The 24,521-nt window shown below is 71.8% G+C and carries 18 protein-coding genes, 1 tRNA gene and 1 pseudogene; 15 read left to right on the forward strand and 5 right to left on the reverse strand.

Going from position 1 to position 24,521, the window contains the following annotated elements:
* The first annotated feature begins 135 nt into the window (after positions 1-135).
* From IE109_RS16185 to IE109_RS16200, 4 genes are read left to right on the forward strand one after another with little or no spacing between them, the layout of a single operon-like run.
* On the forward strand, positions 136-1,578 hold the full coding sequence (locus IE109_RS16185; protein ID WP_189551574.1) for a pyridoxal phosphate-dependent decarboxylase family protein: 1,443 nt from the start codon (positions 136-138) through the stop codon (positions 1,576-1,578).
* Positions 1,562-2,833 carry a lysine N(6)-hydroxylase/L-ornithine N(5)-oxygenase family protein gene (locus tag IE109_RS16190; protein WP_189551575.1) on the forward strand — a complete coding sequence of 424 codons (1,272 nt, stop codon included), beginning with the start codon at positions 1,562-1,564 and terminating at the stop codon, positions 2,831-2,833. Before IE109_RS16185 ends, IE109_RS16190 begins: the two co-directional genes overlap by 17 nt.
* Entirely contained in the window at positions 2,830-3,399 is a 570-nt protein-coding gene (locus IE109_RS16195; protein WP_189551576.1) for a GNAT family N-acetyltransferase, read from the forward strand. Before IE109_RS16190 ends, IE109_RS16195 begins: the two co-directional genes overlap by 4 nt.
* Positions 3,396-5,162, forward strand: coding sequence for an IucA/IucC family protein (locus IE109_RS16200; RefSeq protein WP_189551577.1), 1,767 nt, complete (start codon positions 3,396-3,398; stop codon positions 5,160-5,162). The genes IE109_RS16195 and IE109_RS16200 overlap by 4 nt, the downstream gene beginning before the upstream one ends.
* Before the next feature lie 59 nt (positions 5,163-5,221).
* Here IE109_RS16200 and IE109_RS16205 read toward each other — a convergent pair whose 3' ends face one another.
* A complete protein-coding gene (locus tag IE109_RS16205; RefSeq protein WP_189551578.1) occupies positions 5,222-6,862 on the reverse strand; it encodes a beta-N-acetylhexosaminidase in 1,641 nt (546 codons plus the stop codon).
* Positions 6,863-6,972: 110 nt separating this feature from the next.
* Here IE109_RS16205 and IE109_RS16210 point away from each other — a divergent pair, with 110 nt between their 5' ends.
* From IE109_RS16210 to glmS, 3 genes are all read left to right on the forward strand, one after another.
* Complete coding sequence (locus IE109_RS16210; RefSeq protein WP_189551579.1) at positions 6,973-7,239, forward strand: hypothetical protein; 267 nt, start codon at positions 6,973-6,975, stop codon at positions 7,237-7,239.
* A gap of 75 nt (positions 7,240-7,314) precedes the next feature.
* Complete coding sequence (locus IE109_RS16215; protein WP_189551580.1) at positions 7,315-7,590, forward strand: hypothetical protein; 276 nt, start codon at positions 7,315-7,317, stop codon at positions 7,588-7,590.
* Between the two features lie 68 nt (positions 7,591-7,658).
* Positions 7,659-9,476, forward strand: a complete 1,818-nt coding sequence (gene glmS / locus IE109_RS16220) for a glutamine--fructose-6-phosphate transaminase (isomerizing) (protein ID WP_189551581.1) — start codon at positions 7,659-7,661, stop codon at positions 9,474-9,476.
* 420 nt (positions 9,477-9,896) lie between these two features.
* Here glmS and IE109_RS16225 read toward each other — a convergent pair whose 3' ends face one another.
* Positions 9,897-10,418 carry a universal stress protein gene (locus tag IE109_RS16225; RefSeq protein WP_189551582.1) on the reverse strand — a complete coding sequence of 174 codons (522 nt, stop codon included), beginning with the start codon at positions 10,416-10,418 and terminating at the stop codon, positions 9,897-9,899.
* A gap of 938 nt (positions 10,419-11,356) precedes the next feature.
* Here IE109_RS16225 and IE109_RS16230 point away from each other — a divergent pair.
* The 5 genes from IE109_RS16230 to IE109_RS16250 all read left to right on the forward strand — a co-directional run bounded on the left by IE109_RS16230 (position 11,357) and on the right by IE109_RS16250 (position 14,510).
* A complete protein-coding gene (locus IE109_RS16230; RefSeq protein WP_189551583.1) occupies positions 11,357-11,677 on the forward strand; it encodes a hypothetical protein in 321 nt (106 codons plus the stop codon).
* 376 nt (positions 11,678-12,053) lie between these two features.
* Positions 12,054-13,265, forward strand: coding sequence for a helix-turn-helix domain-containing protein (locus IE109_RS16235; protein WP_189551584.1), 1,212 nt, complete (start codon positions 12,054-12,056; stop codon positions 13,263-13,265).
* Between the two features lie 99 nt (positions 13,266-13,364).
* Complete coding sequence (gene orn / locus IE109_RS16240) at positions 13,365-13,964, forward strand: oligoribonuclease (protein ID WP_189551585.1); 600 nt, start codon at positions 13,365-13,367, stop codon at positions 13,962-13,964.
* Between the two features lie 96 nt (positions 13,965-14,060).
* Positions 14,061-14,133 (forward strand) — tRNA-His (locus IE109_RS16245).
* 149 nt (positions 14,134-14,282) lie between these two features.
* Entirely contained in the window at positions 14,283-14,510 is a 228-nt protein-coding gene (locus IE109_RS16250; protein WP_189551586.1) for a hypothetical protein, read from the forward strand.
* Positions 14,511-14,974: 464 nt separating this feature from the next.
* Here IE109_RS16250 and IE109_RS16255 read toward each other — a convergent pair.
* Positions 14,975-15,328: pseudogene (locus IE109_RS16255) on the reverse strand (flavoprotein); the annotation flags it as partial.
* 18 nt (positions 15,329-15,346) lie between these two features.
* On the opposite strand from IE109_RS16255, the gene IE109_RS16260 reads away from it, so the two are divergent.
* Positions 15,347-16,174 carry a methyltransferase domain-containing protein gene (locus IE109_RS16260; RefSeq protein ID WP_189551588.1) on the forward strand — a complete coding sequence of 276 codons (828 nt, stop codon included), beginning with the start codon at positions 15,347-15,349 and terminating at the stop codon, positions 16,172-16,174.
* A gap of 298 nt (positions 16,175-16,472) precedes the next feature.
* A complete protein-coding gene (locus IE109_RS16265) occupies positions 16,473-18,281 on the forward strand; it encodes a rhamnogalacturonan lyase (protein WP_229891127.1) in 1,809 nt (602 codons plus the stop codon).
* On the opposite strand, the gene IE109_RS16270 is transcribed toward IE109_RS16265, so the two are convergent.
* Positions 18,268-20,553 carry a sialidase family protein gene (locus tag IE109_RS16270; RefSeq protein WP_308431364.1) on the reverse strand — a complete coding sequence of 762 codons (2,286 nt, stop codon included), beginning with the start codon at positions 20,551-20,553 and terminating at the stop codon, positions 18,268-18,270. The two genes, IE109_RS16265 and IE109_RS16270, sit on opposite strands and share 14 nt — an antisense overlap.
* Before the next feature lie 579 nt (positions 20,554-21,132).
* On the opposite strand from IE109_RS16270, the gene IE109_RS16275 reads away from it, so the two are divergent.
* Complete coding sequence (locus IE109_RS16275; protein ID WP_189551589.1) at positions 21,133-22,866, forward strand: glycoside hydrolase family 6 protein; 1,734 nt, start codon at positions 21,133-21,135, stop codon at positions 22,864-22,866.
* 327 nt (positions 22,867-23,193) lie between these two features.
* On the opposite strand, the gene IE109_RS16280 is transcribed toward IE109_RS16275, so the two are convergent.
* Complete coding sequence (locus IE109_RS16280; protein ID WP_189551590.1) at positions 23,194-24,222, reverse strand: LacI family DNA-binding transcriptional regulator; 1,029 nt, start codon at positions 24,220-24,222, stop codon at positions 23,194-23,196.
* Between the last annotated feature and the right edge of the window lie 299 nt (positions 24,223-24,521).

Raw genomic sequence — 24,521 nt, forward strand, 5'->3', positions numbered from 1 at the left:
GAGGGGCCGGTGTGGCCCCCGGGGGCCGTTGCAGTTTCAAATTAGGTTAGGCTAACCTTACTTACGCCACGGCGCCTCAAACCCCTCCTGTCCCCTGAGGGCCGTTCAAGTCCCCGTACCCGGGAGGACAATCGCATGCGCTCGCACCTGCTCAATGACGCTACCGCCGAGCAGTACCGGCGTTCCGTCACCGAAGGAGTCGAGCGGGTGGCGAGCCGGCTCGCCTCCACCCGACAGCCGTTCACCGGCGTCACCCCCGACGAACTGGCCCCCCTCGTGGCGGCCGTCGACCTCGACACGCCGCTCGGCGACGCCTCCGCCGCCCTCGACGAGCTGGAGCAGGTCTACCTCCGCGACGCCGTCTACTTCCACCACCCGCGCTACCTGGGCCACCTCAACTGCCCGGTCGTCATCCCCGCCGTCCTGGGCGAGGCGGTCCTCTCGGCCGTCAACTCCTCGCTGGACACCTGGGACCAGAGCGCCGGCGGCACCCTCATCGAGCGCAAGCTGATCGACTGGACCACCGGCCGCATCGGCCTCGGCCCGGCCGCCGACGGCGTCTTCACCAGCGGTGGCACGCAATCCAACCTCCAGGCGCTGCTGCTGGCCCGCGAGGAGGCCAAGACGGACGACCTGGCGAAACTGCGCATCTTCTCCTCCGAGTGCAGTCACTTCAGCGTCCAGAAGTCGGCCAAACTCCTCGGCCTGCCCCCGCAGTCCGTCATCTCCGTCCCCACCGACCGCGACAAGCGGATGCAGTCCGTGGCCCTCGCCGCCGAGCTGGAACTGTGCGCCGCCCAGGGCCTGACGCCCATGGCGATCGTCGCCACCGCCGGCACCACCGACTTCGGCTCGATCGACCCGCTCCCGGAGATCGCCGAACTCGCCGCCCAGTACGGCGCCTGGATGCACGTCGACGCCGCCTACGGCTGCGGCCTGCTCGCCTCCCCCACGCGCCGTCACCTCCTCGACGGCATCGAGCGGGCCGACTCGGTCACGGTCGACTACCACAAGTCGTTCTTCCAGCCGGTCAGTTCCTCCGCCGTACTGGTCCGCGACGGCGCCACGCTGCGCCACGCCACGTACCACGCGGACTACCTCAACCCGCGCCGCACCCTCGAGGAGCGCATCCCGAACCAGGTCGACAAGTCGCTCCAGACCACCCGCCGCTTCGACGCGCTCAAGCTGTGGATGACGCTGCGGGTCATGGGCGCCGACGGCGTCGGGCAGCTCTTCGACGAGGTGTGCGACCTGGCCGCCGCCGGCTGGGACGTGCTCGCCGCCGACCCCCGCTACGACGTCGTCGTCCAGCCGTCCCTGTCCACCCTGGTCTTTCGCTACATCCCCACCGCCGTGACGTCGCCCGCCGAGATCGACCGGGCCAACCTCCACGCCCGCAAGGCGCTGTTCGCGTCGGGCGAGGCGGTCGTCGCCGGGACGAAGGTCGACGGCCGCCAGTACCTCAAGTTCACCCTGCTCAACCCCGAGACGACCGTGCACGACATCACCGCCGTCCTCGACCTGATCGCCGGCCACGCCGAGCAGTACCTTGGAGAGAACCTTGTCCACGCCTCGTGACGTCCACGATTTCATCGGTATCGGACTGGGTCCGTTCAACCTCGGCCTCGCCTGCCTGACCGAGCCGATCGACGAGCTCGACGGCGTCTTCCTGGAGTCCAAGCCCGACTTCGAGTGGCACTCCGGGATGTTCCTCGAAGGGGCCCACCTCCAGACGCCGTTCATGTCGGACCTCGTCACGCTCGCCGACCCGACGTCGCCGTACTCCTTCCTCCAGTACCTCAAGGAGAAGGGCCGGCTGTACTCGTTCTACATCCGCGAGAACTTCTATCCGCTGCGGACCGAGTACAACGACTACTGCCGCTGGGCCGCCGGCAAGCTGAGCAGCATCCGTTTCTCCACCACGGTCGAGACGGTCGAGTACGACGCCGGCGAGGAGCTGTACGCGGTCCGCACGACGGCGGGCGAAACGTTCCGCTCCCGTCGCCTCGTCCTGGGCACCGGCACCCCGCCGTACGTCCCGGAGGCCTGCCAGGGCCTGGAGGGCGACGTCATCCACAACTCGCGTTACCTGCCGAACAAGGAAGCGCTGCAGAAGAAGAAGTCGATCACCCTCGTGGGCAGCGGCCAGAGCGCCGCCGAGATCTACTACGACCTGCTCGGCGAGATCGACGTCCACGGCTACCGGCTGAACTGGGTCACCCGCTCCCCGCGCTTCTTCCCGCTGGAGTACACCAAGCTCACGCTGGAGATGACCTCGCCGGAGTACGTGGACTACTTCCACGCGCTCCCGGAGGCCACCCGCTACCGCCTGGAGACCCAGCAGAAGGGTCTGTTCAAGGGCATCGACGGCGAGCTGATCGACGCGATCTTCGACCTTCTGTACCAGAAGAACCTCGGCGGCCCGGTCCCCACGCGCCTGCTCACCAACGCGTCGCTGAACTCGGCGGCGTACGCCGACGGCACGTACACCCTGGGACTGCGCCAGGAGGAGCAGGGCAAGGACTTCGAGATCGAGACCGAGGGCCTGATCCTCGCCACCGGCTACAAGTACGTCACGCCCGAGTTCCTGAACCCGGTCAAGGACCGGATCCGCTGGGACGGCCAGGGCCGTTTCGACGTGGCGCGCAACTACTCCATCGACACCACCGGCCGGGGCATCTTCCTCCAGAACGCCGGTGTGCACACCCACTCGATCACCAGCCCCGACCTGGGCATGGGCGCCTACCGCAACGCGTACATCATCGGCGAGCTGCTGGGCTCCGAGTACTACCCCGTCGAGAAGTCCATCGCGTTCCAGGAGTTCGCCGTATGAGCACCACCAGCACCACCGGTACCGCCACCGCCGTCGGGACCTTCACCTTCCGGCCGCTCGACCCGCTCACGGACGGCGAGCTGGTCCACTCCTGGGTGACCCACCCCAAGGCCGGGTTCTGGATGATGCAGAACCACACCGTCGCGGACGTGCGGCGCGAGTACTCGGCGATCGCCGCCCACGCGCACCACGACGCCTTCATCGGCCTGCGCGACGGCGAGCCCGCGTTCCTCATGGAGCGGTACGACCCGTCGGAGGTCGAGCTGGCCGGGCTGTACGACGCCCGGCCCGGCGACGTCGGCATGCACTTCCTGGTCGCCCCCACCGACACGCCCGTGCACGGCTTCACGCGCGCCGTGATCACCGCCGTGATGGAGGAGCTGTTCCGGGACCCGGCGACCGCGCGGGTCGTCGTCGAGCCCGACGTGCGCAACACGGCCGTCCACGCGCTCAACGAGGCCGTCGGCTTCGAGATCGTCGAGAAGATAGCCAAGCCGGAGAAGGACGCCTACCTGAGCGTGTGCACCCGGGAGCGGTTCCGCACGGCCGTGGGAGCCGCCCGATGAACCCCGTCGCCCACCTGACGCCCGACCGCTGGGCGCACGCCAACCGCCTGCTCATCCGCAAGGGCCTCGCCGAGTTCACCCATGAGCGGCTGCTGACGCCCGAGCACCTCGGCGGCGACGACTACCGCGTGCTCAGCGACGACGGCACGACCGAGTACCGCTTCACCTCCGAGCGGTTCGCCCTCGACCACTGGCAGGTGGACCCCGCCTCCATCAGCCGCCACCGCGACGGCGAAGAGCTTCCGCTGGACGCGCTGCGGTTCGTCATAGAGCTGCGCGGCTCCCTCGGGCTGAGCGACGAGATCCTGCCGGTCTACCTGGAGGAGATCTCCTCCACCCTCTCCGGCACGGCCTACAAGTCGACCAAGCCCCGGGTCCCCGCCGCCGAGCTGGCGAAGGCCGACTTCCAGGCCGTCGAGACCGGCATGACCGAGGGCCACCCCTGCTTCGTCGCCAACAACGGACGCCTCGGCTTCGGGATCGACGAGTACCACGCCTACGCGCCGGAGGCGGCCAGCCCCGTCCGGCTGATCTGGCTGGCCGCCCACCGCGACCGCACCACCTTCACGGCGGGCGCGGGGATCGACTACGAGACGTTCGTCCGCGCCGAGCTCGGTGACGCGGCCGTCGACGGCTTCGCCAAGACCCTCGCCGACCGGGGCCTGGACTTCGCCGACTACCTCCTGGTGCCCGTCCACCCCTGGCAGTGGTGGAACAAGCTGTCCGTCACCTTCGCCGCCGAGATCGCCCAGCAGCGCCTGGTGTTCCTCGGCGAGGGCGACGACCGGTACCTGGCGCAGCAGTCGATCCGTACGTTCTTCAACACGAACGACCCGTCCAAGCACTACGTCAAGACGGCCATCTCGGTCCTCAACATGGGCTTCATGCGCGGCCTGTCCGCCGCGTACATGGAGGCCACCCCGGCCATCAACGACTGGCTGGCGCACCTGATCGACCACGACGACGTCCTGAGGGCGGCCCGCTTCTCGATCATCCGCGAGCGGGCGGCGGTCGGCTACCGCCACCTCGAGTACGAGGCCGCGACGGACCGGTACTCCCCCTACCGCAAGATGCTCGCCGCGCTGTGGCGCGAGAGCCCGGTGCCGACGATCGAGGACGGCCAGCGTCTCGCCACGATGGCGTCGCTGCTGCACACCGACCACGAGGGCGCGTCCTTCGCGGGCGCGCTGATCGCCGAGTCGGGGCTCGCCCCCACCGAGTGGCTGCGCCGCTACCTGGACGCGTACCTGCTGCCGATCCTGCACACCTTCTACGCGTACGACCTGGTGTGGATGCCGCACGGCGAGAACGTGATCCTGGTGATAGAGGACGGGGCCGTCCAGCGGGCGATCTTCAAGGACATCGCCGAGGAGATCGCGGTGATGGACCCGGACGCGGTGCTGCCGCCGGCCGTGGAGCGCATCCGGGTCGACGTGCCCGACGACACGAAGCTGCTGTCCGTCTTCACCGACGTCTTCGACTGCTTCTTCCGCTTCCTCGGCGCGACGCTCGCCGCCGAGGGTGTGGTCGGCGAGGACGACTTCTGGCGGACGGTCGCGGAGTGCGTCAAGGCGTACCAGGAGTCGAAGCCGGAGCTGGCGGACAAGTTCGCGCAGTACGACATGTTCGCGGACGAGTTCACGCTGTCGTGCCTCAACCGCCTCCAGCTGCGCAACAACAAGCAGATGGTCGACCTGTCGGACCCGTCCGGCGCGCTGCAGCTCGTGGGCACGCTGGCGAACCCGATCGCGCGCTTCGCGTAGTCACGGACCGGCCGGGGCGCTGGGCGGAGTACGGTCCTCCGCTCGGCGCCCCGGCTTTCTCACCCGGCCTGCCCGGCCTGCCCGGTCCGCCACGGCACCTGCGGCGACCGGTGGAAGTCGACGCCCAGTGCCTCCAGGCGGGGCCCCTGCCCCGCGAGCCGCTGCCGGTACCCCTCCCAGTCGTGCGAGGCGGCCGGGGACCAGCCCAGCTCGGCCGCGCTCAGCAGCCGGGGGAACGCCATCCGGTCGATGTGCGCGTCGGTGGAGACGGTCTCCGTCCACAGCGGCGCCTCGACGCCCCTGACGGCGTCCGCCGGCACGCCCGGCAGGTAGGCGCCCGGGTCCCAGTCGTAGGACCGCCGGACCTCGACGTACCCGGCCCACGACAGGCCGAGCGGGGTGTCCTTGGCGTACTTCATGTCGAGGTAGAGCCGGTCGGCGGGCGACAGGATCAGCCCGGTGCCGTTCCGCGCGGCCTCCGCCACCCGCGCCTTCTCGGCGTCGCCGGTGCGGTCCAGGCCCCAGTACTGGGCGAGCGCGCCCCTCGCCGGCTTCGCGCCGGTGAGCTGGTGCCAGCCGACGACCGTCTTGCCGTACTTCGCCACGGTCGCCTGCGCCCGGTCCATGAAGGCGACGTAGTCGGCGTGGCTGGTGGAGTGCGCCTCGTCGCCGCCGATGTGGAGGTACCGGCCGGGGGTGAGCGCGGCGATCTCGCGCACCACGTCGTCGACGAAGTCGTACGTCACCTCCTTGTCCACGCACAGGCTGCTGAAGCCGACCTCGGTGCCCGTGTAGAGGGGCGGCGCCACGCCGTCGCAGTTCAGCTCGGCGTACGAGGCGAGGGCGGCGTTGGTGTGGCCGGGCATGTCGATCTCGGGCACGACCTCCAGGTGCCGGGAGGCGGCGTACGCGACGATGTCCCTGTACTGGGCCTTGGTGTAGTACCCGCCCGGTCCGCCGCCGACCTGGGTGGAGCCGCCGTGGGTGGCCAGGCGGGGCCAGGAGTCGACGGCGATGCGCCAGCCCTGGTCGTCGCTGAGGTGCAGGTGCAGCGTGTTGATCTTGTAGAGCGCCATCCGGTCGATGTAGCGCTTGACCTGCCCGACGGTGAAGAAGTGCCGGGACACGTCGAGCATCGCGCCCCGGTAGCCGTAGCGGGGGGTGTCGGTGATGGTGCCGCCGGCGACCTGCCAGGGACCGGGCTGCCGGGTGCCCGCCTCGACGGAGTCCGGGAGCTGCTGCCGCAGTGTCTGGACGCCGTGGAAGAGCCCGGCCGGTTCGCGGGCGGTGATGGTGACGCCCCGGCCGGTGGACTCCAGCCGGTAGCCCTCGTCGCCGAGTGCCGTCTCCCGGTCGCTGAGCCGCAGCCGGATGCCGCCGGCGCCGCCGGCGCCGGTGACCGGCAGCGGGTAGCCGGTGGAGGGGCGCAGCACCCGCGCGAGGTAGGTCCCGACGCGGCGGGCCTCGCCGGCGCCCGGGTCCACGTGGATCCGGGTCCGGGCGGTCAGTGTGTACGGGCTGCCGCCGGGGTGTACGGAGGCGGGCAGCGGCACGATGTCGCCGAGCGGCCGGACGCCGGGCGCGGTCGCGGTGGCGGCGGCACCGCCGGGCGCGGCGCCGGTCCCGGCGACCGCGGCCGCCACGACGAGCAGCAGGGAGCCGAGGAGGCGGAGGCGGGGGAACGTCCTGTGCTGTCTCACGAGCTGGTCCCTTCGACGGGCCTCGCAACTGTGGTGCAGAGCAACCGAACGGTCACCATGCGTACCGTGCGCCCCTTGCCGGGTCAAGGTGTAGACCAATTCCCGCGCCCGTGGGTGCCGGAATCCCCTCGGCGCCGGCGGACGGCTCGGACCCGTACCGGCTGGTGGTGGCGGGCGCTGGTCGGCGCGGCCGTGGTGGCCCGGCTGCCGCACCCGAACGCCCCGGCGGCGGACGGCCCCCGACGGCGGAGCCGCCGCCCGCAGCCGACGACGACGTCCTGCTGCGGCTGCGGGATCTGGCCGACCCGCTGCGGACGGGAATCCTCACCGACGAGGAGTCCACCGCCGCGAAACAGGCGGTTCTCAAGCAGCTCTGACCAAAAAGGACAGGACTCTGCCCGATATCGGGCAGGATTGTTGCCATCCGCATGCCGGTACTCCAATATCTACGAGTGCTCGAACATCGCCCGTCGCACGACGACCTCATCGACCACCTGGTCCGCAGCACCGCGCTCCAGCGCGGTGAGGCCGCCCGGGTGGTGCTCGACGTGCTGGCGTACTTCGACGAGACGACGGAGGAGTTCGTCCGCCGCCGCCACCGTGAGCTGCAGTCCGGCGGCGAGGTGAACGCCACGATCTTCGAGCGGATCGCGGCCGAGCTGCCGCACCGCGCCGTGGCGCCACCGGAGCTCACGCTCCGGCAGCTGCGCCGCATCGTCTACGGCTGAGCGTCCTGAGCCGTCAGGACCGGGCACCCCGGGCACACACCCGCAATCATTCGGAGGGGCAACACTTTATGTGCGGAATCGTCGGTTACATCGGTAAGCGCGACGTGGCTCCGCTGCTGCTGGAGGGTCTGGCGCGGCTGGAGTACCGGGGCTACGACTCGGCGGGCATGGTGATCACCAGCCCGAAGTCCACCGGCCTGAAGATGGTCAAGGCCAAGGGCCGGGTCCGCGACCTGGAGGCCCGTGTCCCCAAGCGCTTCACCGGCACCACCGGCATCGCCCACACCCGCTGGGCCACGCACGGCGCCCCGAGCGACGTCAACTCGCACCCGCACATGGACCCCGAGAACAAGGTCGCGGTCGTCCACAACGGCATCGTCGACAACGCCGCCGAGCTGCGCGCCAAGCTCGAGGCGGACGGCGTGGTCTTCGCCTCGGAGACCGACACCGAGGTGCTCACCCACCTGATCGCCCGCTCCCAGGCCGAGACGCTGGAGGAGAAGGTCCGCGAGGCGCTGAAGGTCGTCGAGGGCACGTACGGCATCGCCGTCATGCACGCCGACTTCAACGACCGCATCGTCGTCGCCCGCAACGGCTCCCCGGTCGTCCTCGGCATCGGCGAGAAGGAGATGCTCGTCGCCTCCGACGTCGCCGCGCTGATCGCCCACACCCGCCAGATCGTCACCCTCGACGACGGCGAGATGGCCACCCTGAAGGCCGACGACTTCCGCACGTACACCACCTCGGGCACGCTGACCACCGCCACGCCCGAGACCGTGGAGTGGGAGGCCGCCTCCTACGACATGGGCGGCCACGACACGTACATGCACAAGGAGATCTCGGAGCAGGCCGACGCCGTGGACCGCGTGCTGCGCGGCCGCATCGACGACAAGTTCTCCACCGTGCACCTCGGCGGCCTGAACCTGGACGCCCGCGAGGCGCGGGGCATCCGCCGGGTGAAGATCCTCGGCTGCGGCACCTCGTACCACGCCGGCATGATCGGCGCCTCGCTGATCGAGGGCCTCGCCCGCATCCCGGCCGACTCCGAGCCGGCCTCCGAGTTCCGCTACCGCAACCCGGTCGTGGACCCCGACACCCTGTACATCGCCGTCTCGCAGTCCGGTGAGACGTACGACGTGCTGGCCGCCGTGCAGGAGCTGAAGCGCAAGGGCGCCCGCGTGCTGGGCGTGGTGAACGTGGTGGGCTCGGCCATCGCCCGCGAGGCGGACGGCGGCGTGTACGTGCACGCCGGCCCCGAGGTCTGCGTCGTCTCCACCAAGTGCTTCACCAACACGGTGGTCGCCTTCGCCCTGCTCGCCCTGCACCTGGGCCGCATCCGCGACCTGTCGGTCGCCGACGGCAAGCGGATCATCGAGGGCCTGCGCAAGCTGCCCGGCCAGATCCAGGAGATCCTCGAGGGCGAGGAGGACATCAAGAAGCTCGCCGCCGAGTACGCGGACGCCAAGTCAATGATGTTCATCGGTCGCGTCCGGGGCTACCCGGTGGCGCTGGAGGCATCCCTGAAGCTCAAGGAGATCTCCTACATCCACGCCGAGGCGTACCCGGCCTCCGAGCTCAAGCACGGCCCGCTGGCGCTGATCGAGCCCGCCATGCCCACCGTCGCGATCGTCCCGAGCGACTCCCTGCTGGAGAAGAACCGGGCCGCGATGGAGGAGATCAAGGCCCGCAGCGGCAGGATCCTCGCGGTCGCGCACCAGGAGCAGGAGAAGGCGGACCACACGATCCTCGTCCCGAAGAACGAGGACGAGCTGGACCCGATCCTCATGGGCATCCCGCTCCAGCTGCTCGCCTACCACACGGCCCTGGCCCTGGGCCGGGACATCGACAAGCCGCGCAACCTGGCCAAGTCCGTCACCGTGGAGTAGTCCCCGCCCGCCGTCACGGCGGAACCGGGACCGGGCGGCCCCCGGCGCGTGTCACCGACGCGCCGGGGGCCGCCCCTCTCGTACGGCCGGTGCCGCCCCGCACCGGCCTCGTGGCCGCTCCAGCCGGTGGCCGTCACACCCCGGCCCGCGGCCCGCCCGGGAACGTGGGCCACCGGGCGAGCGACGCGGTCGCGCCGTACCGGACTCCGGGGGCCCGCGAGGGCGGCGGCCCCGCGGAGACGTCGTTGTCCACGGCGGCTTCCTTCGTGCTCGGGTGCGGTTGTGCTGCTTCCCCGCCACCTGGATATACCCTTCACAAGCGCACAATCCACCTGCCGGGCGTCCGGATTCCGCCTGGGGGACCGGAACTTGACGCTGCGTCACCGACGGCGCGTCGCCGGCGGCGGGGGCGGGCGGGGGCTAGGGGATGACGACGACCGGCCGCTGCGCGCGCCGCGCCAGCCGTCCGGCGACCGAGCCGAAGATGCGCCCGACGATGCCGTGCGTGGAGCCGACGACGATGGCGTCGGCCGAGTACTCCCGGCCGACCTCCTCCAGCTCGTGGCAGATGTCGCCGCCGCGCTCGACCAGGATCCACGGCACCTCGGCGAGGTAGTCCGCGCAGGCCAGCTCCAGTCCGAGCACCTCGGTGCGGTGATCGGGCACGTCGACGAAGACGGGCGGCTCGCAGCCGGCCCAGACGGTGGTGGGCAGCCGGTTGGCCACATGGACGATGATCAGACCGGAGCCGGAGCGGCGGGCCATGCCGATGGCGTACGCGAGCGCTCGCTCGCTGGAGGTCGAGCCGTCGAAACCGACGACCACCCCGTGCTGGAAGGCGGGGTCGCAGGAGTGGCGTGTCTGGTCCGCCGCGAGGGGGTCGACCGGGGAGTCGGCGACCTGCCTGCGGTCCGCGGGTTCAGGGATTTCGTGACCGGCCATCGGTGTCTCGACGAAGAACGTCCTCGTGGGAAGGAGCAGGGGTACGACGGTTGGCGGAGGAGCTCTGTCCGGGAATCATCTTCCCCTCCCCATACCCCCAAGGGTACGGCGACACTCTTCCACTGCCCAGTGCCCGCCACCCTGCCGCGGCGGCCACACGGCGTTCCAGGGAGCATGCACGAGCCCGTCCCGTATGGCAATGCCGGGTGCCCCTTACAGCCGTCCGCCGACCGCCCGATCCGGGCGCCCTCTCGACCCCGTACGCCGCTCCCACCTGCCGGAACGCCCTCTCGCGCGCCCCCCGGCGCGCCGGTGACACGAACCGGCGGGACGTGCCGGGCCCGGCCGCTCGCGCCGCGCCCCGGCCCCGGACGGGCCCCGGCGCCCCTCCCGCCGCCGCCGAGCCCGGTATCCCGGCGAGCAGCCCGGCGGCCGACACTTCCTCGCCCCCTCACCGGCCCACCGTGCCGCCCGTGCCGCCGCCGGGCCCGCCGGGCCCGCCGCCGCGCGTTCGTGCGTGCCGCGCGTCCGTGCGTGCCGCGCGTCCGTGCGTGCCGCGCGTTGCCGCCGGGCCGCCCTGCCGGGCGCGCGCCCGGCTGCACGCCGCCCGGCCGCGGGCCGCGGCGGCGACGGCGGAGGTGGCCGGGGTGCGCCGGCGACGGGGCGCCGTCCGGCCGGATGCGCGCCCCCGCGGAGCGCCCGCCCCGCCCCTCGTCACGCTGCGTAGCAATGGCCGGAAATTATGCCGACTGACCGGTACTCTCGACGGAACTCCCCCGGGCCGTGGCCGCCCGGCGGCACATTCCCGGCGATGCCGGGCACCCCGCCCGTCCGGGGGCGCCGGGCAGTGACCGGGGCGGTCGGCCGTCGTTGGCCACTCGGTCCGACCGGTCATACCGCAGCCCCCCGTCCGCGGTCCACAGCCCAGGGAGCGTCCCGTGCCCTCACCCCCCTCCACGCCCGCCCCGTCGTCCGCCTCGGAGTCGGCGAGCGACGTGGTGCGCTGGGCGGCGTTCAGCTGCGCCCTGGTCCCCGTGGTGCTCCTGGTGTACGGCACGTCCTTCGGCGGCGCCGCCGGCACCGCCGTGGGCCTGGCCGCCGTGACCGCCGCCTGCCGGGTGCTGCTGCGCCGCTCGGAGCGGGCCGCCGAGGAGGACGGGCGGCGGACCGCACCGCACCGGGCGGGCCGGCACTCGCGACCGGGCGCCGGGGCGCACCGCGGGGGCCGCCACAGCGCGGGGTGTACACCCCGCGACTGAGTATTCGCACATCCGCGCCCGTATGTTTTCGGCCAAGTTCGGCAAGGTGGCCATTCCTTGCCCAAATGGCCTGCCAACCCCCTTGTCACCAGGCGAGAAAGGACCGCGAGGGCGGCTCGCACCCTACGCGGATGGGCCATGCGTGTGAGGCGGCCTTCCCTGCGGGCCCCGTGAGTGGAACGCTTCGTGATCGAATGCTTCGCGCCAAGTTGCCTTGTCGACTTAGTGCCGGATGCGGAACTTGTCACTCCGGCGCCACGGGACACAGTAGATTCGATCATGACTATCGAAGACTGGGGACTCGTGCAAAACCGAGGGGAAACGTGCAGGAGCGACAGGACCTAGGAGACGCGAACACCGAGGGGGGCTTAGCGTCATGAGCCAGGACTCCGCCGCACCGGAAACCGGACGAAAACTGTCCGGACGGCGCCGCCGCGAGGTCGTCGCAGTACTGCTGTTCAGCGGCGGCCCCATCTTCGAGAGTTCCATCCCGCTCTCGGTGTTCGGGATCGACCGCCAGGACGCCGGGGTTCCGCGCTACAGGCTGCTCGTCTGCGCGGGCGAGGACGGACCGCTGCGGACCACCGGCGGGCTCGAACTCAGCGCGCCGTACGGGCTGGAGGCCATCAGCCGGGCGGGCACCGTCGTCGTACCGGCCTGGCGGTCGATCACCTCGCCGCCGCCGGCCGAGGCGCTCGACGCGCTGCGCCGCGCGCACGAGGAGGGCGCGCGCATCGTCGGCCTGTGCACCGGCGCGTTCGTGCTGGCCGCCGCCGGTTTACTGGACGGGCGGCCCGCCACCACGCACTGGATGTACGCGCCGACACTCGCCAAGCGCTACCCGTCGGTCCACGTAGACCCTCGGGAGCTGTTCGTCGACGACGGCGACGTACTGACCTCCGCCGGAACGGCGGCCGGGATCGACCTCTGCCTGCACATCGTGCGCACCGACCACGGGACGGAGGCGGCCGGGGCACTCGCCCGCAGGCTCGTCGTGCCGCCCCGGCGCAGCGGTGGACAGGAGCGGTACCTCGACCGGTCACTGCCCGAGGAGATCGGCGCCGACCCGCTCGCCGAGGTGGTCGCCTGGGCCCTGGAGCACCTCCATGAGCAGTTCGACGTGGAGACGCTCGCGGCCAGGGCGTACATGAGCCGGCGGACGTTCGACCGCCGCTTCCGTTCACTGACGGGCTCCGCCCCGCTCCAGTGGCTGATCACCCAGCGGGTGCTTCAGGCGCAGCGGCTGCTGGAGACGTCCGACTACTCGGTCGACGAGGTGGCGGGCCGCTGCGGCTTCCGGTCGCCGGTCGCGCTGCGCGGGCACTTCCGGCGCCAGCTGGGCTCCTCGCCCGCCGCGTACCGGGCCGCCTACCGGGCCCGCCGCCCGCAGGGTGAGCCGTCGGGACCCTCGGGCCCGTCGTCCCTGATGGAGTCCGTGATGCCGTCGCAGCTGCCGTCGGCCGCGCGCCGGGCGGCAGCGGCGTCCACCGCGGCCGGGGCGACGGCGGCGGCCGACCACGGGAAGACCCACGCGGACGCCTTCAGCGGCGGCCGGGCGGCCCTCCCGGGCCAGCGCAGCGCGCCGTAGCGGACGGGGGCACGACCCGCGTACCGCCACGGAGGGGCGGTCACCGGAGGGAGCGCTGAGGCGCGGCCCTCCGGTGACCGCCCCTCTAAGGTAGGACGCATGAACGATCGCATGGTGTGGATCGACTGCGAGATGACCGGGCTCTCGTTGACGGACGACGCACTTATCGAGGTGGCCGCACTGGTCACCGACTCGGAATTGAACGTACTCGGACAGGGCGTGGACATCGTGATCCGCCCGCCGGACGAGGCGCTGGAGACCATGCCGGACGTGGTGCGCCGGATGCACACCGCTTCGGGCCTGCTCGACGAGCTGGCGGCCGGCACCACCCTCGCGGACGCCGAGGAGCAGGTCCTCGCCTATGTGCGGGAGCACGTCAAGGAGCCCGGCAAGGCTCCGCTGTGCGGGAACTCGGTCTCCACCGACCGCGGCTTCCTGCTGCGCGACATGCCGACGCTGGAGGAGTACCTCCACTACCGGATCGTCGATGTCTCCTCGGTCAAGGAGCTGGCTCGCCGCTGGTACCCGAGGACGTACTTCAACAGTCCGGAGAAGGCCGGCAACCACCGGGCCCTCGCGGACATCCGCGAGTCCATCGCCGAGCTGCGCTACTACCGCGAGGCGATCTTCGTCCCGCAGCCGGGACCGGACTCGGACACGGCGAGGCGGATCGCCGCGCGCCACGTCCTGCCCGAGTAACCGGCCGGGCGGAGCGCCCACCCGAAAGGCGGGAGCGAGCACCCTCTCGGACCCTGTACACTTTTTCTCGGCCGGTCGGGAAAAAGACCGGTCGTGGTGGGTATAGCTCAGCTGGTAGAGCACCTGGTTGTGGTCCAGGATGTCGCGGGTTCGAGTCCCGTTACTCACCCTTGAGAGCCCGGCCCGTGACCTGCGAAAACAGGTTACGGGCCGGGCTTTTGTCGTACGGTCGCCACACTGCGGCCACACAGGGCCCGATGACCGGCCGTACAGTCCCGCCATGGCGGCATCAGGAAGCGGGAAAACGAGAACGGATCCGTGACCCACCAGGTCCGCCGGCTGGAAGGCGGGCGCCGCGGAACCTGGGAAGACGAGAAGTTCGGCGACGAGACGCAGGCGGAACAGTTCGGCGAGCTGGTCGAGGCACACGGCAACACCTGGCCGTACGGCTGGGTGAAGGGGCGCGGCTTCACCGAGCCCGACGAGGCACCCGGCGCAGGAAGACGAGACTCCCCCGCGTGGACGACCATGTGGAGGAGGAGATGACATTCCTTGAGCACGAGGAGTACCAGCGCATCGGCGCCGAGATCACCGACCCGGACGCCCGCGATCCGGCCGACTGGCTCGTAGGGACCGGCGTGCGCGGGAGCGAGGCCACCGCCCTGAAGATCAGCGACCTGACCCTCAACTCCGAACCGCCGGCGGTCAACATCCAGCGCGTCTGGAAGAAGGCGAAGAAGGGTAGCGCCGGCGGCGCGTTCTACCTCGGGCGGCCGAAGACGAAGAAGGCCCGGCGTCTGTTGCGTCCCTTCGGGCCGGGGATCGGCACGGGCACCTCAAGGCGCCGAGCTGGGACCCGGACGCATTGGTCTGCCGCCGGGACGGGGCGCCGTCGCCGTCACCCGCTCCGGGACCGCTCGCGCTGGATCCTGCCCGCCGCCAGTACCCGTGACGAACGTCCCCTGTCTGGCCTTCGGGCTGGGCAGGGGGCGCTTTCGTCGTGCCCCGGGTCATTTCTCCGGCGGTCGGACGGCACGCTCTACGGCGTCCAGGGCGACGCCCCACGGGTACGCCTTCGGGTTCCCCTGGCCTGGCTGGTTGGGTACGAACCCTCCCTCGCCATACAGCACCGTCACGCCGAGAGCGCGGAGCGTCTCGACGGACCGGTCCAGCGCCGAATGGTGCGCGTAGGCCGCATTCACGCACGGCATGGCCACGATGGGGATGCCCTTCCCGATCCCCTCCGCCACCACACCAACCGTCCACTTCGAGGTGAGTCCGAGCGCCCACTCGTTGACGGAGTTGAAGGTCATCGGCGCAAACAGGACCGCGTTGGCCTTGGGCCACACATCGGGCTGCCCGGGCGCAGCATGGTCGCCCGCATGCTGCGGCTGCTGTCCGTCGAGTCCGGTCACCGCGTGCTGGAGATCGGCACCGCGTCCGGGTACGTCGCCGCGCTCCTCTCCCGCCGGCTCGGCGACTCGTCCGTGTACAGCGTCGAGATCGACGAGGGCCTCGCCCATCACGCGGCCGCCGTCCTCCGCGCCGCCGGGTACCGGCCCAACCTCGCGCGCTCGGACGGCGAATGGGGCTGGCCCGATCAGGCCCCTTTCGAACGGATCCTCGCGGCGTGCGCGCTGCGGACCGTCCCGCACGCCCTGGTGCAGCAACTGCACCCGGACGGGATCCTGGTGGCGCCCATGGCTCGCGGCTTCTGGAGCGGCGCCGTGGTCCAGCTCACCGCCGACGGCACCGGCCAGGCGGCGGGCCGCTTTCAGGGGGGCGCCTCGTACATGCCGATGCGCTCCCACCGGGCGCCCGCCCCGATGCCCGTGGACACGACGACGTGCCGGACCACCACGGCGGGCGTCGACCCGCGCGAGCTGTTGACGCTCGGGTTCGCCCTGTACGCCGGCACCCGGCTTCCTCGGGTGCGCATGGTCCACGCGGACCAGGACGACGGTGCCCAGGTCTGGGTGCAGGACGAGGACGGCTGCGCGGCGACCGCCGTCACCGGTGAGGACGCCTACGAGTACGGCGTGCGGAACCTGTGGCAGGAGGTCGAGCGGGTGCACGAGGAGTACGTCGCCCTCGGCTCGCCCGAGGCCCGCGACTTCGGGCTGACGGTGACCGCCCGCGGGCAACAGGTGTGGCTGCACCACCCCGAGCGGATCATCGAGCCCGCGCCGCTACGCGAGCCTGCCGCATGAGACGCCCCGGCCGGCTGCGCACCGTCGCGGCCGGCCGGGTCCTCACGCCACCGCTGTGCGTTGCCGGAGCCCTGCTCTTTGTACTCGATGCCCTGGAGCACGCATTCCGGTTTGTCCGCGCCACGGGCGCATACGGCTTCCGGGCCCTCCCCCGCTCCCCGGCAACGTAACCCCGCTCGGCGGCGACTGTGGGGCACGCAATACGGCCCCGCTCCCCCCAGGAGGCATCGTGCCCCACCCCCACATCCGGATCCCCCGCGTGAGACGACGTACGGTTCTCACCGCCACCGCCGCCCTCGTGGCCGCCCTCTGTGCCCAGTTCCCGCAGTCCGCCGGCGCGGCGGAGGCCGCCGCCGCCAGGCAGGTGGAGCGGCTCGACCGGGGTGTCGTCAGCGTCCACACCGGGACGGGCAACCTGGTCGGCTGGCGGTGGCTCGCCACCGACCCGGACGCCGTGGCGTTCAACGTCTACCGGGGCGGTACGAAGGTGAACGCCGCGCCCCTCACCGGCGCCACCAGTTACTTCCACGCCGGCGCGCCCAGCCACGCCGACTACACCGTCCGCGCCGTCGTCGGTGGCGTCGAACAGGGCGACTCCGTACACGCCGTGCAGTTGCGCACCGGCTACCGGGACGTGCCCATCACCCCGCCCGCCGGGGGCACGACGCCCGACGGGGTCGCGTACACCTACGAGGCGAACGACGCCTCCGTGGGCGACCTCGACGGGGACGGCGCCCTGGACTTCGTCCTCAAGTGGCAGCCGACCAACGCCAAGGACAACTCCCAATCCGGATACACCGGCAACACCTTCGTCGACGGCGTCCGGCTCGACGGGACCCGGCTGTGGCGCGTCGACCTCGGGCGCAACATCCGCTCCGGCGCGCACTACACGCAGTTCCAGGTCTACGACTACGACGGCGACGGGCAGGCCGAGGTCGCCATGAAGACGGCCGACGCGACCGTGGACGGGACGGGCCGGGTCATCGGGAACGCCGGTGCCGACCACCGCAACGCCGGCGGGTACGTCCTGGCGGGCCCCGAGTACCTGACGATGTTCAACGGCCGGACCGGAGCCGCCATGGGGACGGTCGACTACGTACCGGCGCGCGGCTCCGTGGCGTCGTGGGGCGACGGTTACGGCAACCGCGTCGACCGCTTCCTCGCCGGGACCGCGTACCTGGACGGCACCCGGCCCTCGCTGGTCATGGCGCGCGGTTACTACACCCGCTCGGTGATCGCGGCCTGGGACTGGCGTGACGGGCGGTTCACCAGGCGCTGGACCTTCGACTCGGCGTCGTCCGCCAACGCGGGCAGGGGCTTCGACGGGCAGGGCAACCACAGCCTGTCCGTCGCCGACGTGGACGGCGACGGGCGGGACGAGATCGTGTACGGGGCGATGGCCGTCGACGACGACGGCGACGGGCTGTGGACCAACCGGCTCGGGCACGGCGACGCCGGGCACGTCGGGGACCTGAACCCGGCGCGGGCGGGGCTGGAGTACTTCAAGGTGTCCGAGGACGCCTCGAAGCCCGGCTCGTGGATGGCCGACGCCCGCACCGGTCAGGTCCTGTGGCAGACCGCCTCGGGCACCGACAACGGCCGGGGCGTCTCGGCCGACGTGTACGCAGGGTCGCCCGGCGCCGAGTCCTGGTCCGCCGCCGACACCGCCCTGCGCTCGCCCGCCGGCGCGGCGCTGGGGCGGGAGCCGTCGAGCGTCAACTTCGTCACCTGGTGGGACGGGGACACCACCCGCGAGCTGCTGGACGGCACGCGGATCGACAAGTACGGCACGGCCGGCGACACCCGGCTGCTGACCGGTGCGTCGGTCGCGTCCAACAACGGCACCAAGGCGACCCCGGCGCTGTCCGGCGACATCCTCGGCGACTGGCGCGAGGAGGTCGTCTGGCGCACGGCCGACAACCGGGCGCTGCGGATCCACTCCACCCCGTACGAGACGACCACGCGGATCACGACCCTGCTGCACGACACGATGTACCGCACGGCGCTGGCCTGGCAGAACACCGCCTACAACCAGCCGCCGCACCCGAGTTTCCCCATCGGGGCCGGGATGCCCGTGGCACCCCGGCCCGCGGTCAGGACCCCGTAGTGTCGCCGTAGACGATGCCTCGCCCGTTGGTCGCCACGTACACGCGGCCGTAGACGCGGGGGTCGCCCGTGATGGCGGCCCCCGTCCAGCCCCACTGGTGGGCGTAGTCGTTGATCCGCACCCAGCTCGCCCCGGCGTCGGTGGAGCGGAAGATGCCGCGTACGCCGCCGATCCTGGCACTGGAGTAGAGCGCCGGGTACGAGGCGCCCGGCGCGGCCTTGCCGAAGCCGATGGTGTCGGCCTGCTCGACGTTACCGAGCCGCGTGAAGGTCGCGCCCGAGTCGGTGGAGCGCCACAGGCCGTACGTGCCGGTGGGCGATCCGCCCGCGAGCCAGATGTCGCCGGCCCGGCCGGGTACCGCCTGGAAACGGACGCTCCCGGTGGCCGGCAGGCCGGTGGCCCTGGCCGTGAAGGAGACGCCGCCGTCCGTGCTGACGTAGAACGTGCCGCCCTTGAAGCCGTAGAACCTCCGCGGGTCGACGCGGTCGGCCTCGACGGTGGCGCCCGCCGGGATGCCCTGCGACGCCGTCCAGGAGCCGCCGAACCCGGCCGTGGTGTGCACGGCCGCGCCGTCCGGGCTCCACACGAACCGGCTGCCGTCGGCCGCCGCGGCGACCGTGCCGCCGCCGGAGACGCCGGGGGGCTCCTGGCCGGCCCACCAGTTGGCGCCGTTGTCGGTGGAGAAGGCGATGCGCGGGCCGCCGTCCAGGTTGCCGACACGCACCACGGTGTTGGGGTTCTTCTCCGCGTGGTCGAGGCTCGTGGTGGAGGTGAAGTTGGGCGAGGTGAACATCATGGCCGGCACCTTGGTGATGTCGGTGTGGCGGAAGCCGCCGATGTCACCCAGGGCGCTGATCAGCGGGGCGCCGGAGGCCGGCGAGGCCAGGTCGTTGACGGCGGTCTCCTCCAGGCCCTGGACCATGGGCTTGATGGTGATCTTGCCGCCGCTGTCCCACTGCGAGAGGTTCTCGGTGCCGTAGACCGTGGCGCCCGTGCCGTACATCATCCGGTTGGAGTCGAAGGGGTCGATCTCCAGCGCCTCGGTCATCCAGCCGAGTTTCGGCGTCTGTTCGGGCGGCGAGGGGTAGGTGCCCCAGGTGAGCCAGGGGGCGGAGGAGACGTCCATGGTGTAGCGGTTGGAGCGGTTGGGGTACGAGGTGTACTCCCAGGCCCGCGTCCAGGTGGCGCCGCTGTCCGTGGTGCGGAAGATCTGCGTGTCGGGCCACCAGGAGCTGTAGCCGGTCACCATGACGGTGCCGGGCTTCTGCCGGTCGGCGCTCAGTCCGCTGAAGCCGTAGTACGCCTGGGGGTCGGGCGTGATGTCCTGCCAGGTGCCGGTCCTGGTGGCGTACCGCCACACGGCGCCCTTGCCGCCGTCGTAGGGGCCGCCGGTGTCGCTGTACGCCAGGTAGAGGTGGCCGTTGACGCTGTCCAGGACGCCCTTGTGGGCGAGGAGGCCGGTGGGCTGGCCGGGCAGGCGGGACCAGGTGGCCCCGGCGTCGGTGGAGCGGTAGACGGAGTTGGCCTTGTCGGCGACACCCACGTAGATCGTCCTGGTGGCGTTGCCCCGGGTCCCGGTCGTCTCGTCGAAGGTGACCCAGACGATGCCCTGGTTGTCGGAGGCGTAGCCGCTGGTGTCGGACGGGTCCTGGGCGTAGTTGCCCGGGTTGGGGAAGGCGGTGACCTGCGACCAGGTGGCGCCCGCGTCGGTGGAGCGCCACAGGCCCTTGCCGCTGGGCGCGCCGAGGTAGAGCACGCTGTTGCGGTTCGGGTCGACCGCGAGGCGCTCGCCCATGCCGCGGCCGGGCATGTTGCCGCCCAGCTTGAAGGGAAGGCCGGTCCGGCGCCAGGTGGTGCCGCGGTCGGTGGAGCGCAGGACGGCGCCGTTGCCGGGGTCCCAGGCGTTGGTGTACGTGCCGACGGCGGCGTACACCCGGGCGGGGTCCACGGAGTCGGAGGCGAGGCTGACGACGCCGGTGTGGCCCCAGTCGTCCCAGCCGATGTGGTCCAGCAGCGGGGTCCAGGTCTTGGTGGCCTGCTGCCAGCGGTACGCGCCGCCGATGTCGGTGCGGGCGTAGGCGAGGTTCTTCTCGGTGCGGTTGAAGACGATGCCGGGGACGAAGCCGCCGCCGTCGATCCGGACGTTCTTCCAGGTGTAGGCGGTGGCGGGGGTCGCGACGGGTGCCGCGGTGGCGGGCTGTGCCGGTGGAGCGGCGGTCAGCAGGCCGGCGGCGAGCGCCAGGCCGAGGAGCAGTTTTCGCGTTCTGCGCACGGGTGCTTCCTCTCGGACGTGGGGGTGTCCGTGGCGGGCCGTGAGCAGCCCGGCCCGCCCGGCGTGACGCGTCGTGCACAAGCTGTGAACCAGTGGGAGCGCTCCCACTATGAGGAGAGGGGACCGGGGGGTCAAGGTGCTTGAAGAGTCGAAGAACTTCGACAATGAAAATTGACGAACACTCTGTTCCTTGACGGCACTTGCCGCTACGGTCTGCTGCACCAGTGGGAGCGGTTCCATTCAGTCGGCGCGTCGTCAGGTGCGCGCCCGAGCTGCAAGGAGTCGCTCATGCGACACCCCCGCACGTACGCCCCGAGGACAGGGCGCCTGCACGCGGCACGGGCCGCCCGGCGTTCGCCCCTCCCACCACCCGCCACCGTGCACGCCGTGGCGAGTGAGACCGGCGAAGCCGTACGCGTGATCCCCGCGCACCACCCCTGATCCGTACACCCGGGCATTCCGCCCTGTGATCAGCGACGACGGTACGACCCGCACATATCCGCACACGTCCGTCACCGGGCCGGGCGACCACCCGCACGTGCCCACGACCGAGAGGTAACACCGGAGATGAGCCGCACCATGAGCCGCACCCGAAGCGCCGCACCGCCCTCCCGCCGCCGTACCGCCCTCCTGGCCGCCTGCACCCTGATGGCCGCGACCGGTGCCACCGCCACCGCGCTGACCGCCCAGGCCGGCGCCGCCGCGCCCGGCTGCCGGGTCGACTACCAGGTCACCAACCAGTGGAGCACCGGCTTCGGTGCCAACGTCACCGTCACCAACACCGGTGACCCGGTGAGCTCCTGGGCCCTGGAGTGGACCTACGCGGGCAACCAGCGCATCGGCCAGGCGTGGAACGCCACCGCCACGCAGTCCGGCGCGACCGTCACCGCCCGGAACGCCCCGTACAACGGCAGCCTGGCCACCGGGGGGTCGACCTCCTTCGGGTTCAACGCCTCGTACAGCGGTACCAACGCCGTCCCCACGACGTTCAAGCTGAACGGCGTGACCTGCAACGGCGCGACGGACCCGGGCCCCGGCCCGACCGACCCGCCGCCGACCGGCAGCCGCGTCGACAACCCGTACGCGGGCGCCAAGGTGTACGTGAACCCCGAATGGTCCGCGAAGGCCGCCGCCGAACCGGGCGGCAGCCGGATCTCCAACCAGCCCACCGGTGTGTGGCTGGACCGGATCGCCGCCATCAACGGCGTGAACGGCGGCATGGGCCTGCGGGCACACCTCGACGAGGCGCTGCGCCAGAAGGGCACCGGCGAACTCGCCGTCCAGCTGGTGATCTACAACCTGCCGGGCCGCGACTGCGCCGCGCTCGCCTCCAACGGCGAGCTGGGCCCGACGGAGATCGACAAGTACAAGACCCAGTACATCGACCCGATCGCCACGATCCTCGCCGACCCGAAGTACGCGGGCCTGCGGATCGTCACGACCGTGGAGATCGACTCCCTGCCGAACCTGGTCACCAACGTGTCCCCGCGCGCGACCGCCACGCCCAACTGCGACGTGATGAAGGCCAACGGCAACTACATCAAGGGCGTCGGGTACGCGCTGAACAAGCTCGGCGCGATCGGCAACGTCTACAACTACGTGGACGCCGGCCACCACGGCTGGCTGGGCTGGGACGACAACTTCGGCCCGTCGGCCGAACTGTTCAAGCAGGCCGCGACCGCCGAGGGCTCGACGGTCTCCAAGGTGCACGGCTTCATCGTCAACACGGCCAACTACAGCGCGCTGAAGGAGGACCACTTCAAGATCGAGGACTCGGTCAACGGCGTGTCCGTGCGCCAGTCGAAGTGGGTCGACTGGAACCGGTACACCGACGAGCTGTCGTACGCCCAGGCCATGCGCGCCAAGCTGGTCTCGCTCGGGTTCGACCAGAACCTCGGCATGCTGATCGACACCTCCCGCAACGGCTGGGGCGGCACGGCCCGGCCGGCCGGTCCGGGCGCGACGACCAACGTCGACACGTACGTCAACGGCGGTCGCTACGACCGGCGCATCCACCTCGGCAACTGGTGCAACCAGGCGGGTGCCGGTCTCGGTGAACGCCCGAAGGCCGCGCCGGCGGCGGGCATCGACGCGTACGTGTGGATGAAGCCCCCGGGCGAGTCCGACGGGTCGAGCAGCCAGATCCCGAACGACGAGGGCAAGGGCTTCGACCGGATGTGCGACCCGACGTACACGGGCAACGCGCGCAACGGCAACAGCATGTCCGGCGCGCTGCCGAACGCCCCGGTCGCGGGCCACTGGTTCTCGGCCCAGTTCCAGGAGCTGCTGAAGAACGCCCACCCGGCGCTCTGATCACCTCCTTCGCTCCCTGAGCTCCGCCCCCGGTGCCGCCAAAGGGCCGCCGGGGGCGGAGACGTGCCGTCACTCACCGGACGGACGCGCCGGCCGTGCGGACGGGGCGGGTGTCCTGGTGAGCGGGCGGGGCGCTCGGTGTACGGAGGGACGGGCGTCCGGTCGTACGGGGCGACGGGCGCCGCCCGTACGGAGGAACGGACCGGCCGCGCACCCGTCGGCGGTGGGACCGCCGGCGCGAGGTGGGCGACCCGGCGCGACGGGGCGGCCAGCCGGGCGTCCGACCCGGCGGGCAACCGGCCGAGGGCGCCCCGCGGGGGCGGACCCTCACGCCGAGTCGCGGACCACCAGCTCCGTCGGCAGCACGACCCGGCAGGGCTCGGGGTCGGCGCCGGTGATCTCCCGGAGGAGGGCGCGGGCCATGCGGCGGCCCATCTCCTCGATCGGCTGGCGCACGCTCGTGAGCGGCGGGTCCATGAGGCGGGCCACCGCCGAGTCGTCGACGCCGATGAGCGCCACGTCGTCGGGGACGCGCCGGCCCGCCTCGCGCAGCACGCCCCGGGCGCCCGCCGCCATGACGTCCGACGCGGCGAAGACACCGTCCACGTCCGGGCAGCGATCCAGCAGCTCGCGCATGGCGCGGCGGCCGCCCTCCTCGGTGAAGTCGGCGGCGGCGACCAGCCGGTCGTCGGCCGGCAGCCCCGCCGCCTCGACACCCTGCCGGTAGCCGTCCAGGCGGCAGCGCGCCACGTACATGTCGAGCGGACCGGTGATCGTCGCGACCCGGCGGCAGCCGCGGCCGGTGAGGTGGTCGACCGCCGAGCGGCCGGCGCCCACGTTGTCGGAGTCCACGTAGGCGACGCGCTCACCGGCGGAGCGGCGGCCGTTCAGCACGGCGGGCACGCCCAGCTCCCGCGCCAGGTCGGGCAGGGGGTCGTCCCCGTGGACGGAGACCAGCAGGACGCCGTCCACGCGCTGGGCGGACAGGTACTGCTCGAAGCGCTGCCGCTCCTTGCTGGAGCGGATCAGGGTCAGCAGCAGTTGCATGTCCGCGTCCGCGAGTTCGGCGCTGACGCCCCGGATGATGTCGAGGAAGTAGGGCTCGGCGAACAGGCGGGACTCGGTCTCGGGGATCACCAGGGCGATGGCGTCCGTGCGGGCGCCGGCCAGCGCGCGGGCCGCGCGGTTGGGTACGTACCCCAGCTCGGCGATGGCCTGGCCGACGGCCTCCTTGGCCCGGTCGCTGACCCGGGGCGAGCCGTTGATGACCCGGGACACGGTCCCGCGCCCGACCCCCGCCCGGGCCGCGACCTCTTCCAGCGTGGGTCTGCCGGTCTGCCGTCCGCTCACCGCCATGGGTCTCCCATCGAACGCCGCACCCCGCAACGAGGTGGTGACTTGGTCACCGTCAACCTAGAGGGTGCCCCCTGGACCGGCCCAGGGGGAGTACCGGTGCCGGCAACCGGCGTGGGAGCGCTCCCACCGTAGAGGAAAACACCACCCGCCGCCACCTGTGATCCGGAGGGTCCGGGAACGCCTCCGGCGCCGGCCATTTTCCGCTCGTGTCTTGACACCCACCCCCGACAGGCAGCAACCTTCCGGGCATGGCGGTGTGGGAGCGCTCCCACCGCCCCGCACCGCTGTCCGACCCGGCC

Origin of the sequence: Streptomyces lavendofoliae, from assembly GCF_014649735.1 — a bacterium.
GTDB classification, from domain to species: Bacteria; Actinomycetota; Actinomycetes; order Streptomycetales; family Streptomycetaceae; genus Streptomyces; species Streptomyces lavendofoliae.

Coding starts and splice junctions, on each gene's coding strand:
- IE109_RS16280 (WP_189551590.1), bottom strand. CDS start 24,222: ATGGCGGTGAGCGGACGGCAGACCGGCAGACCCACGCTGGAAGAGGTC.
- IE109_RS16195 (WP_189551576.1), top strand. CDS start 2,830: ATGAGCACCACCAGCACCACCGGTACCGCCACCGCCGTCGGGACCTTC.
- IE109_RS16235 (WP_189551584.1), top strand. CDS start 12,054: ATGAGCCAGGACTCCGCCGCACCGGAAACCGGACGAAAACTGTCCGGA.
- IE109_RS16260 (WP_189551588.1), top strand. CDS start 15,347: ATGCTGCGGCTGCTGTCCGTCGAGTCCGGTCACCGCGTGCTGGAGATC.
- IE109_RS16185 (WP_189551574.1), top strand. CDS start 136: ATGCGCTCGCACCTGCTCAATGACGCTACCGCCGAGCAGTACCGGCGT.
- IE109_RS16200 (WP_189551577.1), top strand. CDS start 3,396: ATGAACCCCGTCGCCCACCTGACGCCCGACCGCTGGGCGCACGCCAAC.
- IE109_RS16225 (WP_189551582.1), bottom strand. CDS start 10,418: ATGGCCGGTCACGAAATCCCTGAACCCGCGGACCGCAGGCAGGTCGCC.
- orn (WP_189551585.1), top strand. CDS start 13,365: ATGAACGATCGCATGGTGTGGATCGACTGCGAGATGACCGGGCTCTCG.
- glmS (WP_189551581.1), top strand. CDS start 7,659: ATGTGCGGAATCGTCGGTTACATCGGTAAGCGCGACGTGGCTCCGCTG.
- IE109_RS16275 (WP_189551589.1), top strand. CDS start 21,133: ATGAGCCGCACCCGAAGCGCCGCACCGCCCTCCCGCCGCCGTACCGCC.